12 protein-coding genes are annotated in these 13999 nt (G+C 45.7%); 5 read left to right on the top strand and 7 right to left on the bottom strand.

Annotated elements, in window-relative coordinates; genetic code table 11:
- The first annotated feature begins 77 nt into the window (after positions 1 to 77).
- Entirely contained in the window at positions 78 to 590 is a 513-nt protein-coding gene (locus tag FTV29_RS12870) for a hypothetical protein (RefSeq protein ID WP_180075584.1), read from the top strand.
- A 72-nt stretch (positions 591 to 662) separates the two neighbouring features.
- Here FTV29_RS12870 and dusA read toward each other — a convergent pair whose 3' ends face one another.
- Positions 663 to 1688 (bottom strand): tRNA dihydrouridine(20/20a) synthase DusA, encoded by a 1026-nt coding sequence (dusA, locus tag FTV29_RS12865; protein WP_373683611.1) that lies wholly within the window; start codon positions 1686 to 1688, stop codon positions 663 to 665.
- A gap of 272 nt (positions 1689 to 1960) precedes the next feature.
- Between dusA and FTV29_RS12860 the strand changes: the two genes are divergently transcribed.
- Positions 1961 to 2605, top strand: coding sequence for a hypothetical protein (locus tag FTV29_RS12860; RefSeq protein WP_180075583.1), 645 nt, complete (start codon positions 1961 to 1963; stop codon positions 2603 to 2605).
- 14 nt (positions 2606 to 2619) lie between these two features.
- Here FTV29_RS12860 and FTV29_RS12855 read toward each other — a convergent pair whose 3' ends face one another.
- Positions 2620 to 3807, bottom strand: coding sequence for an MFS transporter (locus FTV29_RS12855; RefSeq protein ID WP_180072741.1), 1188 nt, complete (start codon positions 3805 to 3807; stop codon positions 2620 to 2622).
- 942 nt (positions 3808 to 4749) lie between these two features.
- Here FTV29_RS12855 and FTV29_RS12850 point away from each other — a divergent pair.
- From FTV29_RS12850 to FTV29_RS12840, 3 genes are read left to right on the top strand one after another with little or no spacing between them, the layout of a single operon-like run.
- Entirely contained in the window at positions 4750 to 5877 is a 1128-nt protein-coding gene (locus tag FTV29_RS12850) for a Re/Si-specific NAD(P)(+) transhydrogenase subunit alpha (RefSeq protein ID WP_180072739.1), read from the top strand.
- An 11-nt stretch (positions 5878 to 5888) separates the two neighbouring features.
- Positions 5889 to 6212, top strand: coding sequence for a proton-translocating transhydrogenase family protein (locus FTV29_RS12845; protein WP_004281642.1), 324 nt, complete (start codon positions 5889 to 5891; stop codon positions 6210 to 6212).
- A gap of 3 nt (positions 6213 to 6215) precedes the next feature.
- Entirely contained in the window at positions 6216 to 7661 is a 1446-nt protein-coding gene (locus FTV29_RS12840) for an NAD(P)(+) transhydrogenase (Re/Si-specific) subunit beta (protein WP_005098093.1), read from the top strand.
- Between the two features lie 279 nt (positions 7662 to 7940).
- Here FTV29_RS12840 and rsfS read toward each other — a convergent pair whose 3' ends face one another.
- The 5 genes from rsfS to FTV29_RS12815 form a co-directional block, all read right to left on the bottom strand.
- Positions 7941 to 8348: a ribosome silencing factor gene (rsfS, locus tag FTV29_RS12835; RefSeq protein ID WP_005098092.1), complete on the bottom strand. Its 408-nt coding sequence runs from the start codon at positions 8346 to 8348 to the stop codon at positions 7941 to 7943.
- Positions 8349 to 8429: 81 nt separating this feature from the next.
- The gene (locus tag FTV29_RS12830; protein WP_180072737.1) at positions 8430 to 9218 is read right to left on the bottom strand and encodes a hydroxypyruvate isomerase family protein; all 789 of its coding nucleotides are present in this window, start codon (positions 9216 to 9218) and stop codon (positions 8430 to 8432) included.
- Between the two features lie 40 nt (positions 9219 to 9258).
- A complete protein-coding gene (locus FTV29_RS12825) occupies positions 9259 to 10128 on the bottom strand; it encodes an NAD(P)-dependent oxidoreductase (RefSeq protein WP_159138805.1) in 870 nt (289 codons plus the stop codon).
- Between the two features lie 36 nt (positions 10129 to 10164).
- Positions 10165 to 10953, bottom strand: a complete 789-nt coding sequence (locus FTV29_RS12820) for a crotonase/enoyl-CoA hydratase family protein (RefSeq protein ID WP_100329837.1) — start codon at positions 10951 to 10953, stop codon at positions 10165 to 10167.
- A 104-nt stretch (positions 10954 to 11057) separates the two neighbouring features.
- Positions 11058 to 13865: an ATP-binding protein gene (locus FTV29_RS12815; RefSeq protein ID WP_159138806.1), complete on the bottom strand. Its 2808-nt coding sequence runs from the start codon at positions 13863 to 13865 to the stop codon at positions 11058 to 11060.
- Positions 13866 to 13999 lie beyond the last annotated feature (134 nt).

Raw genomic sequence — 13999 nt, 5'->3', positions numbered from 1 at the left:
TCACAGAATAAGCAAGCATAACAATACTGCATATATCAGCTATAAGCAGGAACAGGAAAGAAAAAGAAGGAGGCGCTATGAGAACAATCATTGTGTTATGGATGATCGCCTGTCTGGCTGGATGCAGTTACTTTGTCTCGATGGATGAATTGGCCAGAAATATTCAAGCGCAGATGCAACAGGAATTTAATTCCAATCAGGATTATCAACGCTATCGTTTTACTGTGCAGAAGGTCAAAATTGTCCAGCGGCAGGGCAATCAATTTAAAGCGATTTCTCATCTGAATTATCAGGGGGAGGCATATCCGGTCAATGTCAAAATTTTTAAGGTCGATGGAGGCTATAGGTGGGCGATCGAAGAGGATGCCTTTGCTTTTATTGATGAAATTGAAATAGAGCAATACCGGCAGCAACTGGATCGGGAGTTACAGCAGCTGGCTGCAGCCTTAGATGACCTGGAACCTGTAGATGAGTCAAAAGAACATGAGCGCGGTTCTCTGGTCACACCCATTGCCGAGCCAGAATTTCAAGGTGTTTCTTATCAGGAAGAACCGGTTCCGGTCGGTAATATCACCGCATATACTCAATAACGTCTTCGCTCATCTCTATAAAAAAGCACCGATGATCGGTGCTTTTTTATATCGATTAGACTTTTAAATTCTTTAGGATTCAACTTGCTGATGTTCACGCACATAGTCTTCAGTACGTTGCATTGCTTCTTGAATATTAAACAGCGCATTTTCCACATCTTTCAAGGTTTTGGCATTGCCACCGCTTAGTGCCTGACGCCATTTACGTGCACCCGGCAAGTTCTGGAACAGTCCTAAAATATGACGGCTAATAATTGACAATGGTGCACCTTCTGCCATGCGCTGGGCAATATAAGGTAGCATTTGTTGCATGATCTCGAAACGATCCGGTGCATCCAGATTCCACAATTGGCCCAGTTCAGCCAATAAGTACGGATTATGATAGGCTTCACGACCAATCATCACGCCATCGACATGTTTGAGATGTTCCAGCGTTTCGGCATAGGTCTTGATCCCGCCATTGATTTCAATCAGCAGATCAGGACGATCCTGCTTCAGGCGATAAACATCTTCATAACGCAGGGGCGGCACATCGCGGTTTTCTTTAGGCGATAGGCCTTTTAATAAGGCAATTCGCGCGTGTACGATAAAATTATTGCAGCCGGTTTTGGCTACGGTATCGACAAAATGCAGCATTTCTTCATAAGACTGCATATCATCAATCCCGATCCGGTGTTTTACAGTCACTGGAATATCCACCGCATGCTGCATTTCAGCAATACATTCCGCGACTAAATCGGGTTCAGCCATGAGGCAGGCCCCAATTTTATTATTCTGTACCCGGTCACTCGGGCAACCCACATTTAAATTGACTTCGTTATAACCCCAATCCTGTGCCATCTTGGTACAGATCGCGAGATCTTTAGGATTCGAGCCACCAAGTTGTAGCACGATCGGCTGTTCTTCGGTGTTAAAGTCCAAATGCCGTTTGGCATCCCCATAAATGATGGCACCTGTGGTGACCATTTCAGTGTACATAATCACATTTGGGTTAAACAGACGGGCAAAGAAGCGATAGTCTTTGGTGGTCCAATCCATCATCGGCGCGACACTGATTCGTGGTTGAAGTTTATTTTCAATGGTGGTCAGATCAGTCATTCAAAATTACGCCTTAACGAAATGGAAGAAGAAGGGATGAATAAATCGCCCAAAGATTATTTTTTTGCCCAAGCCCGCTAGGCCAACATCGCAAAAAACGAGGGCGTAATACTAGCATAAAATCAGCAGAACGACCCGGCGAACTTGAGTCAAGCCAGTAAGTCCAGGACATGAAACAAGAAATAAAATTAGAATTCCAAGTCATTCCAGAATGGTATATTTTGATAGTAGAAACACCAATATAAAAAATGATAGAAATAAGGAGAATAATTATGCTGTTATTGGAGGAGATTTATAAAAGCCATAAAGCACAAAATTCAGCACATTTTAACTTAAAAATTCATCGTGGCTTAGGCTGGTTTAAAAAAGCGCTAGACTTGGATCAAGATCTGGATTTTAAATTCATCAGTCTATGGATTGGTTTTCAGGCTATTTATGCAGAAGAGGATGATCGGGTTCAGGGAAAGGATAAGCTGCGTCAATTTCTAGAAATACTTTGCCAAAATGATCTGGACCAGAAGATTAATCATATTGTCTGGGAAAAGTACAGTCAGCCAATCCACTCACTCTTAGTGAACCCCTATATGGAACAAAGTTTTTGGGATTATCGTCACCAGAAAATTAGTCTGGAACGCTGTAATGCTGAACTGGAAACGCAGAAAAAAATCATACAGCATGCTTTAAATGAGCGAAATTCTGTCGAAATTTTAGTCGGGGTATTTCGTCGTTTATATACATTACACCATCAGCTCATGCAGGGCGGAGTTACCTATCATAGTTCCCTGAATCACAAGTCACTCGAGGAAAGCTGCCGGATTCTGGCCGCTTTTCTGCCGGTCTTTATCTGTATTTTATTGGAAAATTCAGTTGCTCTAGATTTAAATAAACCTTTCTATCCAGCGGCTCAAGTCAGCTAAGTATAGTTAAGCATCTAGGCTGCTGTCCGGGCGTGATGCCATTGATCCAGTAAGGCGAATAGGGTAGCGCCTAGGGCCAGCCCGAGTCCTGCAATACAGGTCATGCTCCAGCCCCCATGATGCCAGGCATAAACCCCTAAGGCTGAACCACAGGCACCGCCAATAAAGTACAGGGTCATATACAGTGAATTGACCCGTGATTTGGCATCCGGGCGCAGGCGGAAAATCACATTCTGATTACAGCTATGCGTAATCGCCAACCCCAGATTAATCAGTCCATAGCCCAGAATATAGCTCAGCAGCGATACCGCACCAAAATATAGGAACAGCCAGCTCCCAATCAGGATCGAACAGCCAATCCAGCTCAAGGTTTTGATATGGCCCCGATCGGCCCATTTGCCAATAAATTGAGTCGACAATGCACCAAAGACGCCGACCAGTGTCACCAGACCGACCATGACATCAGACAGCTGGAAAGGTTCTTGGGTCAGCAGCAGGGCAATGGTCGAGAACAGCATGCTCATGGCGGCAAAAGCACAGGCACCGGTAAGAGAGCGCAAGACCAGTCGTGGTTCATGTGTTAATAAGCTCGTCATAGATTTGAAAATCGCTGCATAGCTGATTCTTAGACGTGGCAGACTCGGTAATTTTCCTCGCAGATAAAAACTTAAAGCCAGCATGCTGATGCCACTGACGATATAGATCATTTTCCAGTGAAACAGGTCGGACAATAATCCCGCAATACTGGTCGAGAGCAGAATACCGACCAGCAAGCCGCTCATCAGGAAACCCACTACTTCTCCAGTTTTTTCCGGTTTGACCGCCATGGTGGCCAGGGGAATCAGAATCTGTGCAGCCACGGAAAACAACCCGGCAATGATGGTGCCAACCCACAGCATCGGCAGGTTTATTGCACTGGCACAAATAAATAAACCTGCAGCTGCACCCAGCATGAGAAAGGGAATCAGCTTGGTTTTATTCAGCATATCGCCCAAAGGTACAATAAACAGCAGGCCTAATGCATAAGAGATTTGAGCAAAGGTAACGGTGAGTGCCACTTGTGATTCCGGCACCTGATAATATTGCTGAATCGATGAAATCAGTGGCTGGCAATAATAGTTGGCGCCGGCACATAAACCACAGGCAATCGCCATCAGCCATAATAAGGGCTTGTTTTGACTGATATCGAGGGGCGTGTTCATAGCAGCAACCTTATCTAAGCCGAGGAGAATTTAAAACAAGCAGCGCATTGATGCAGGAATGAAAGGCACTATAAGTGAGAACTTTAGGCTTTAAAAGTAGAAAAATATTACAATGACTCAATGAAAAGATCTTAGAAAACCAGTCAGGAATAATCAGGTTGCCAGATTTTTGATCAATAGCTGGCTTTATTACAATGCATAGGACAAAGAAAGAACGGAAAATCCCCTGAAAATGAAAAAAATTAAATAATGGCTCTCATTTTATGCGCAGATATGGTGCATAAACTTTATTTTAGTCACTTATTCGGTTTATGACATTAATATAATAAATGGTCAGCAAGATTTTTGTTCCTCTTGGTCTGATCATTTTAGAGATAAGTGACCCTTAGACCCACAGATCTCGTTGTGTCACATCCATCAATTCAACCCTAGCTCGATGGGTGTTAAATCATAACTAAATTGAATAAAAGGTATTACTTTACAGATCAGATAGCTTATCGGGAATAAGTTCTTTATTTGTCAATAAAGTCAAATTTAGAAAACTTGGAGAGCTAAAGTGCCGCTGTCCTTAGCAGAGAGACCTATTCAGAAACGGGTAGCATAAAGAACCAAAACAGGAATTTTGGTCAGAAAGATCAATGTAACAAAAAAAATCTCAAGTAGGCGGCTTATCAGCCGAGCGCATTTTCAGGTTTTCATTCAGGTGAATGAATATCGTTTATAAAATAATCAAATATAAATATTTGGCGTATATAAGCCACGCACCAGTACAGCAACATTTTTATGAATCATCAGTTCAATATATAGGCATTTATTAAATAAATAGTAGGTAGTAATTTCAAACAGTTTGATTAGAATCCAAAAATTCAACAAGAACACATCCTGAGGGGAAGCATCGTTTAAGCGATGTTTACTTAAGAAAAATTAGCTTGAGGAACGCTCATGCAGATCGGAATTCCAGCCGAAACTGTTGTCGGTGAAAATCGCGTCGCTGCGACGCCAGAGACAGTAAAGAAATTGATCAGCGCAGGACATAGCGTGATTATCGAACGTAGTGCAGGGCTTAAAGCTGCCTATATCGATAGCGCCTATGAACAAGTTGGTGCCAAAATTACGGATGATGCCTACACCGGCAGTCAATTGATTTTAAAAGTTCGTGCACCGAAAGGTGAGGAAATTCAAAAACTCAATCCGAACACCGCCATCGTGGCGATGTTTGATCCTTACCGTAATACTGAGCTTGACCAATTTGCGGCACAGAACGTGTCTGCATTTGCATTGGAACTTTTGCCACGGACCTTGTCTCGTGCGCAGAACATGGATGTCTTGTCTTCTCAAGCCAACCTTGCAGGATACAAATCGGTGCTTTTGGCTGCGGCTGAATACCAGCGCATGTTCCCGATGCTAATGACGGCTGCGGGGACGGTCAAACCGGCCCGTGTGGTGATCATGGGGGTCGGTGTCGCGGGTCTGCAAGCGATTGCCACTGCAAAACGCTTAGGCGCTATTGTGGAAGCCACAGACTTGCGTCCAACAGCAAAAGATCAAGTGGAATCATTGGGCGGTAAATGGCTGGACGTGCCGATGTCTGCCGAAGAGCAGCAAAAAGCGGCGGATGCGGCCAAGAATGGTTATGGCTGGATGCCGGGTGAGGAATACATCCGCGATCAGGCTGCCATTGTGGATAAAGCCGTATCAAATGCTGACATTGTGATTACCACAGCGCTTTTACCCGGCCGTGATGCACCGCGTTTAATCCGTGCTGAAACAGTGGCGAAAATGAAACCGGGTTCAGTCATTTTAGATATGGCAGTGGAATCGGGCGGTAACGTTGAAGGTTCGAAATGCGGTGAAACTGTGCATACCGGCAATGGTGTCAAAATTCTCGGTATTCCCAATATTCCTTCGACAGTCTCGACTGAAGCATCGGCTTTATATGCACGTAACGTGTTTAATTTTGTCGAAACGCTGTTTGATGCCGATAAGAATTTTGTCCTGAATCCAGAAGAAGAAATTCAAAAAGCCCTACTTGTCACTCATGCCGGCCAAGTGCTGCTGAAACGTGGTTAAGGAGAAGACTCATGGTTGAAACAATTACGATTTTTGTCCTTGCCATTTTCGTAGGTTACTACGTGGTGTGGGGGGTAACGCCAGCATTGCATACGCCGTTGATGGCGGTCACCAATGCCTTGTCATCGATCATTATTGTCGGTGCAATGATCCAGACTGTTGGTCTGCCGGTGATCGGCGTTGAAGGCAGCGTGGATTTCCAGACCATTAACGTGGTGAGCGTACTTGGCGCAATTGCAGTATTCCTGGCGAGCATTAACATTTTCGGTGGCTTTGCCGTGACTGCTCGTATGCTGGAAATGTTTAAACCTAAGCAAAAGAAAAAAGAGGGTTAATCCATGGAAATGATTCGAGAATATGCGGATTGGTTCTACCTGATTGGTGCTGTTCTTTTTATCCTGACGCTACGTGGTTTATCAGGTCCTAAAACTGCAATCCAAGGTAACCGTTACGGTATGATCGCCATGGCGATTGCAGTATTGACCACCTTCTTTGTTGCAGATAATCCTGTGGTGTGGATGATTGTGGGCGCAATGGTAGCAGGTGCGGTGGTGGGTATTGCCCGTGCGCGTACTGTCCCTATGACCCAAATGCCAGAAACTGTGGCGCTGATGCACTCATTGGTGGGTCTGGCTGCGGTCTTGATTGCGATTGCTGCAATTATTCATAACAACAAACTGATTGAACTCGGTCCAGACCTTTTGGCGGCCAATGGCGTCAATTTCCATGAAATGAGCCGTGTTCATTTATTTGAACTGTTCGTGGGTTGTTTTGTCGGTGCAATTACCTTTACAGCATCAGTCTTTGCTTATGGAAAACTGGCTGCGAAGAAATGGGCAAAAACCATTTCTGGCGCATGGGTAAAACCTGTTCAGGCCATCATCTTTATTGCCATGTTGGTGTTTGGTTTCATGTTCTTCTCAACAGGGAATATGACCGCATTCTGGGCAATGACAGCACTTGCACTGGTCTTTGGCTGGGTATGGATTGCACCTGTCGGCGGTGGTGATATGCCGGTGGTGGTCTCGCTACTCAACTCATTCTCTGGTTGGGCTGCAGCCGGGATTGGTTTCACGCTTGAAAACAACATGCTGATTGTGGCAGGTTCACTGGTCGGTTCTTCAGGTGCGATTCTGTCTTATATCATGTGTAAAGCCATGAACCGTTCAATCATCAACGTTCTGTTTGGTGGCGCAATGGGCGGTACAGCTGCGCCGACAGCAGGTGCGGGTGAGCAGGTACAACGTAACCACCGTTCTGGTTCAGCAGATGATGCGGGCTTCCTCATGTCAAATGCGGACAGCGTGGTGATTGTACCGGGTTATGGAATGGCGCAAGGTCGTGCACAGAATGCGGTCAAAGAACTTGCGAACATCTTAAAAGAGCAGGGCGTAACCGTACGTTTTGCAATTCATCCGGTGGCAGGTCGTATGCCAGGTCATATGAACGTATTGCTGGCTGAAGCTGATGTGCCGTATGAAGATATTTTAGAGATGGATGAGATCAACTCTGACTTCCCGGCAACGGATGTGGTGCTGGTGATTGGTGCAAACGACGTTGTCAACCCAGCAGCCAAAGATGATCCAACATCGCCGATTTATGGCATGCCGATTCTGGAAGCGCATAAAGCACGTACTATTATGGTAATCAAACGTTCAATGGCGACCGGTTATGCAGGTCTGGACAATGACTTGTTCTATAACGACAAGACCATGATGATCTTCGGTGATGCCAAGAAAGTGGTGGAAGATATGACCAAAGCGATTAATGGTACGGGTCACTAATCATTTAAATCCCCCTAAGTCCCCCTTTAATAAAGGGGGATTTTTTATTTTATATTTTATATTTTATATTTTATATTTTGGAAAAAAGATGATTGAGCGGTCATCGAACGTCTATGTTTATGATGAATTTATCCTAAAATACCCATCAAATCGGTGCATAAGACAAGATGAAAATTAAAGAAAAATAGCTGTAGCTTGAGTTGTATTAACGCTTATAAAGTCCGATGAACAGGCAATAAAAAAGCGACCTACACAGGTCGCTTTTTTGAATATTCGATTTTACGCTACAGAGTTTGTATCTGCAGGATTGCGCCATAAGCTTTCTAGATCATAGAATTTACGCGCTGTTGGAAGCATACAATGAACCACTACATAACCGAGGTCGATGAGGATCCATTCAGCATCACGTTCGCCTTCAATACCAAGCGGACGGAAGCCAGCTTTACGTGCTTCTTCAGCAACGTTATTGGCCAGTGATTTGATATGACGTGTCGATGTGCCGCTTGCAATGACCATAGCATCAGCCACATTACTGATACCGCTGACATCAAGCTCAACAATTTCTTTTGCTTTTACATCTTCAAGTGCAGCATGTACGACTTTTAAGCAGTCCTGTACAGCTTGAGAATTTGAATTCATAGTAAGATCGTGAGAATTAGAAGCGCTGGGCGATGGTTCTAAATTCATGGGGTGTGTAATTTCCTAACAATTATGCATGGTCTAATATAGCGGTTTTAGTGCTGAATTTCAAATGAAGCCGCAGTCCACTCAGTCATGCTCCGGAAAGAACTCAGCTTTCCAGACAAAGGAGTCATTGGAATGCTGCATCGGCTTATATTCGGCAGCGACATAAGCTTGATATTGACTATGTTTTAACCACTGAAATATATCATGATATTGAATAGACGCCGTATTGGGTTGATGTCGTCCCGGACAATCCGCAAACTGGATATGACCAATCAGGTGAATATTTTCTTTTAAATTTTCCAGTACATCTTCGCCCATCATCGCCATGTGATAGCAGTCATACTGCATTTTTAAGGCCGGATGATTGACCGCTTCCAGCATTTCCTGAGCTTGTGCAACATTTTGAATCAAAAAATGTGGCATATCGGTGCCATTGACCATTTCAAAGACCGGTTCAATTTGATGCTCGAGCAGCATTGAACAGGCTATTTTCAGATTACTTGCCAGCGTATTCAGGCAGGGCAACAGGTCACAATCCAGAGGCTGTTTGCCGGCCAGAATATTGACCCGAGGTACATTTAAGGCCGTGGCATACTGGATAGCTTGTTCAACAGCATGACGGAACTCGATTTCCCGCCCCGGGATACCGGCCAGGCCATGGCCGCCCTGCATTAAATCACCGGCAGGCACATTAATCAGGCATAAGTTCAGTTGATGGATGCTGAGCTGATTTTGAATCTGGCCAATCGTCAATTCATAAGGAAACTGGATTTCGACATGATTAAAGCCCTGTGCTCGAGCCAGCGCGAAGCGTTCGATGAGTGGCACTTCGGTAAAAATCATCGACAGGTTAACGGCAAGTTTAATCATGTATTTTCCTTATACATTCAGGGTATTACAAAAGTAAAAATTATGCGTGCTTGAGCTGTTGAATCACAGTGGCCAGATCGGCCTCGGCAAAGCCCTGGGCCTGATGGATTTGCAGCTGTGATAAGGCCTGAGTCGCGACCGGAACATTCAGATCAAAGCTTTGGGCCAGTTGCACGGCATTGTTCAGATCTTTAGATAAGGTCTGCACTTTCCATTGCACCGGTTCGAAAGTTTGTGTGGCCATACGTGGTGCCAGAATCTGGAAAGGTTTGGAATCGGCAAAACCACCTGCCAAGGCAGGTGCCAGTAGGCGTGTATCTACACCTGCAAGGCCCGCCAATGCCACTGCTTCCGCGATCAGGGTACTATTGGCTGCGACAATGAGCTGATTACAAATTTTGGTCGCCTGACCAGTACCGGTGTCGCCCATACGGGTGACGCGCTGTGAAAGTGCTGCATAAATTGGGTCAAGATGTTCAATCATTGCGGCATCACCACCGGCAAAAATCACCAGACTGCCTTGTTCAGCACCTGCGGTACCGCCTGAAACTGGGGAATCAATCCAGCTCACCTGTTTGGCCTGTGCTTGTGCTGCAAGCGCGTGAGTTTGCTGCACCGAAAGGCTGGAAAAATCCACAATGATTTGATCGGCAACCAAATACGGCGCGATCTGCTCAAAGACCGATTGCACCGCCTGATCATCTGCCAAGCAAGTCAAAATCACTGGATAATCCGCAATCTGATTCAAAGACAGCGCAGTTGCACCCAAGTCGATTAAGGGATGGCAAGCCGCCGGGGTACGGTTCCATACCGCAACCTGAAAACCTGCATGTAGTAGACGGGTCGCCATCCGGCGTCCCATCAGGCCCATACCCAAAAAGGCAATCTTAGTATCGCGATTTAACTGCATGCTTTTTCTTATTCCTTGCTTGGACTCTAACTCGATTTAGTTATATTGGCGTGGCACGAACTGGACTTCCGGATTCTTGTCCTTTTTACGAGCCAGCTGGCTGTTTTTACCTAGCAATAATTTCAGCTGCCAGATTTTTTCCATACGTAAAGATTTATTTGGACGATGCTGCATGGCATCCAGTACAAACTTAGAGGCCATCAGGGCATCCGGAGAGCGTTGCAGCATTTCCTCAGCCAATGCTTGTGCGCGTGCCAGTGGTTCTTGATCCACATGGGTAACCAGACCAATCTCTTTGGCATAGGCACCGTCAAAAATCCGGGCAGTCAAAGTCAGTTCTTTGGCCAGATCAATCCCAATCAGGCCTTTCAGCGAACGGCTGAGCCCCATATCTGGTACCAGTCCCCAACGGGTTTCCATAATCGACATTTTGGTATCAGGATGTGCAATACGGATATCTGCGGCCAGAGCAAGCTGCATACCAGCGCCAAAACAGAAGCCCTGCATCGCAGCGATCACCGGCACCGGTAATTCCTGCCAGACCAGAAAGGCTTTCTGGAACAGGCTCTGACCCGGACGGATTAACTCCCAGGCCGCATAGGCACGATTTTTAGGATTATTTAAATCGGCCAGATCAATGCCGGCACTAAACACCTGCGCTTCACCGGTTAAAATGACGCAACGGATACTTTTATCTTTTTTGATTTTCTGCGCAGTCGCAACCAGTTCACGCAGCAGGGCAAAGCTCATGGCATTGCGTTTATCCGGGCGATTCAGTGTAACTGTGGCAATGCCGTTATTTTTTTCCAAGCGCACGAGTGACATGGCATTCTTCCTTATTTTCCTGAGCCGAGCATAACATGCGGCCCGTGAGCTTACATGACAGCTCAGTCATACTTTCTAAGTCACGGACTGAGCAGCTTCAAGTTTTAATTCAAATGTTGTTTCAGAATTTGCTGGGCGGCCTGTTCAACTTGTTCGACCACGGCTTTAAGTTCATCAAAATGTTTCAGCACGTCTTGAACAAAGTTTTCGTCGGCCTTGCGACGTTCTTTACGCAGGGTTGAAACGAACTGTTCAAATCCGCCCGTGACTTTCTGCAAAGTCGGTGCGCCGACATAGCGGGTTGCACCATATAAACGATGCAAGACATGTTCCAGTTGCGGGAAATCTTCCAGTTCAATTAACTGCTGCATTTCAGTGAGTTCATCGGCAAAACTGTCGACCAGCATGCGCAACAGGTCTACTGCCAGATCTTCCTTATTGGCTGCCAGTTGCAGGCTTTGCTGCCAGTCCAGAATATTCGGATCCAGTGCATCAATCACATGGGCGCGTTCCAGCACTGGAAGCCGTTTAAAATGTTCGGTGGTCCAGTGGGTCAGAATCTGCACAATCTGCTCGATCTGGATCGGCTTGGTGACATAATCATCCATGCCATTTTGCAGCAGCTTATGTTTTTCATCTGACAGCGCATGTGCAGTCAGGGCAATAATCGGCAGTCGGTTATGGTTTTCAAAGGTCGATTCCAGTGAGCGAATCGCACGTGTGGTATCAATTCCCGACATCACCGGCATCTGAATATCCATAAAGACCAGATCAAAAGCCGGCTGTTTCTGCTCATAACGGCGCTGGATGATATCAATCGCTTCCTGTCCGCTCAGGGCTTTGCTGGTGGTGACATTCAGTTCAGCGAGTAATGCTTCCAGAACAATCAGGTTGGGCAAATGGTCATCGACGGCCAGAATATGCAGACCCTGACCATTAAAGTCTTCATGCTGTTCCTGATCGAAGACCGGTTGATTGCCCAGCAGCTGAATCAAGGCACTGCGGCTGAGTGGCTGATGCAGAGCACGGGCACGATGGTCGTTCAGCATGCTTGGATCGAGTTGCATCTGATAACCATATACGGCCAAATGACCCTGATAACGCGAGCGGATCTCGCGTAACAGGACTTCGCTGTCGCCACTATGATCGACGATGAGCCAGGTGTTTTCAGAATTCTGTAGATGATTCAGGCGGCTAAACAGATCCAGAATCGATGCGCATTCAATATGCTTGACCTGATAATTTTCCAGATAATGACGCAAGACGTTCGCGGTTGCCGGATGGGCCAGATAAGACACCACCGTCAATTCATTGAAATCTGGATGTTCAATTACAGTATCTTCATCGACCAGGAATTGTGCAGTAAACCAGAAAGTTGAGCCTTTTTCGGTTGGGGCACGTTCCTGATTATCTTCAAAACCAATCTGGCCATGCATCAGGCTGACCAGCTGTTTGGAAATGGCCAGCCCCAGCCCTGTACCGCCAAACTGACGGGTGACCGAAGTATCGCCCTGTGAGAAAGACTCGAATAATTTTTTACGATCGGTACCACTCAGGCCAATGCCGCTGTCCTGTACACTAAAATGCAAGACACATCGATCGATGCCATCATGTTCCATGCGTGCCCGGACAATAATTTCGCCATCCGGAGTGAACTTGATTGCATTGGAAATCAGGTTGGTCAGAATCTGCTTAAAACGTAAGGCATCGCCAATCACATGTTTCGGTACACTGTCCGCATAGTAAAACGCCATATCAATATGTTTTTGCGCGGCCAGTGGCGAGAGCATGTCCATCACATCAAAAATGGCTTCTTCCAGATCAAAAGCTGCTGTTTCCAGTTCCAGTTTGCCGGCATCAATTTTGGAAAAGTCCAGTACATCATTAATCAGTGCCAGCAAATGCGCCGAAGATTTACGAATGGTCTGCAAATATAAGCTTTGCTCATTGCTGAGATTGCCCTGACGCAAGAGCAGATGAATAAAGCCATCAATACTGTTTAGCGGGGTACGTAGCTCATGGGAAATGTTGGCCAGAAATACCGACTTGGCCTGATTGGCCGAGATTGCCTGGTCACGTGCCTGACGGTAGGTAATATTCTGGACTTCCAACGTGTCCAGAGTACGGCGTAAATCATCTTCGGTCTGTTCGGTATGTTCGCGCAGTTCCAGAAAGCTGAAATGCAGACGTTTCACCACATTGGCGATATCACGCTGCAATAAACGCAGTTCTCCAGTGCTGTTAATCACCATATGCTGACCCAGGGTGTCGGCATTCAGGCGTTGCAGCTGCATGCGAATTTCATACATCGGTGCAATCCAGCGCCGTGAGTAGAAATTCAGACAGAGTAATAACAGCAATAAGGTCAACAGACCGGTCGCAATCAACACGATCAAGACCCGGTAACGGGCAATTTCCAGCGGCTGATTATCCAGTTCAATTGCCAGCCAGCCTTTAGAAAAACTGTTTTCATTCACTTTAATGGCATAAATATGATTGTCTTTATGCAGAATCGGGCCAATAAAGTTACCGCTTTTATCAAAATCGGGCCAAGCGGCCTGTTCCTGAAAGCCGATACCTAAACGATTCTTGCCACTGTCATCCAGAATGGCTGCCCGAACCAGATGTTTTTCATTGAGCATATTCTGCATGGCATTGTGGGCCTGATCATATTGCCAGGGATACAGGCTTAAAATATCCAGTGCATACTCAGACGTGCCTTGAAAACGCGTCATAATGGCAATTGCCATCTGCTTTTGCTGGGCACGTGCGGCATTCGAGGTTTCAGTCAACACCAGCATCGCGCCAACACAGGCCAAAATAGTAATCGGCACAAAAATCAGCGCAATCAACTGTCCATAGGCGTGATTTAAGTGTAGGCGTTTAAACAGCTTTTTATTGATCGTTGACATGATTTAAGCAGTATTTTCTTTATGTCTGGCATATTAGCATGCTTTAAATCGACAGTTAAAATTTAAGCATTATTTTTATAAGGGTTCAGATCAACCTTTAAAAATACAAGAGATTTCAGTTAAATGATTGCTGA

Source organism: Acinetobacter sp. YH12254 (genome assembly GCF_013417415.1).
Taxonomy (GTDB): domain Bacteria; phylum Pseudomonadota; class Gammaproteobacteria; order Pseudomonadales; family Moraxellaceae; genus Acinetobacter; species Acinetobacter pseudolwoffii.
This window is presented reverse-complemented; position numbering and strand designations above follow the sequence as displayed.

Excerpts from the sequence above, each read along its gene's own strand:
- FTV29_RS12860 (WP_180075583.1), top strand. The coding sequence starts at position 1,961 with ATGCTGTTATTGGAGGAGATTTATAAAAGCCATAAAGCACAAAATTCA.
- FTV29_RS12830 (WP_180072737.1), bottom strand. The coding sequence starts at position 9,218 with ATGATTAAACTTGCCGTTAACCTGTCGATGATTTTTACCGAAGTGCCA.
- rsfS (WP_005098092.1), bottom strand. The coding sequence starts at position 8,348 with ATGAATTTAGAACCATCGCCCAGCGCTTCTAATTCTCACGATCTTACT.
- dusA (WP_373683611.1), bottom strand. The coding sequence starts at position 1,688 with ATGACTGATCTGACCACCATTGAAAATAAACTTCAACCACGAATCAGT.
- FTV29_RS12850 (WP_180072739.1), top strand. The coding sequence starts at position 4,750 with ATGCAGATCGGAATTCCAGCCGAAACTGTTGTCGGTGAAAATCGCGTC.
- FTV29_RS12840 (WP_005098093.1), top strand. The coding sequence starts at position 6,216 with ATGGAAATGATTCGAGAATATGCGGATTGGTTCTACCTGATTGGTGCT.
- FTV29_RS12825 (WP_159138805.1), bottom strand. The coding sequence starts at position 10,128 with ATGCAGTTAAATCGCGATACTAAGATTGCCTTTTTGGGTATGGGCCTG.
- FTV29_RS12845 (WP_004281642.1), top strand. The coding sequence starts at position 5,889 with ATGGTTGAAACAATTACGATTTTTGTCCTTGCCATTTTCGTAGGTTAC.
- FTV29_RS12820 (WP_100329837.1), bottom strand. The coding sequence starts at position 10,953 with ATGTCACTCGTGCGCTTGGAAAAAAATAACGGCATTGCCACAGTTACA.
- FTV29_RS12870 (WP_180075584.1), top strand. The coding sequence starts at position 78 with ATGAGAACAATCATTGTGTTATGGATGATCGCCTGTCTGGCTGGATGC.
- FTV29_RS12855 (WP_180072741.1), bottom strand. The coding sequence starts at position 3,807 with ATGAACACGCCCCTCGATATCAGTCAAAACAAGCCCTTATTATGGCTG.
- FTV29_RS12815 (WP_159138806.1), bottom strand. The coding sequence starts at position 13,865 with ATGTCAACGATCAATAAAAAGCTGTTTAAACGCCTACACTTAAATCAC.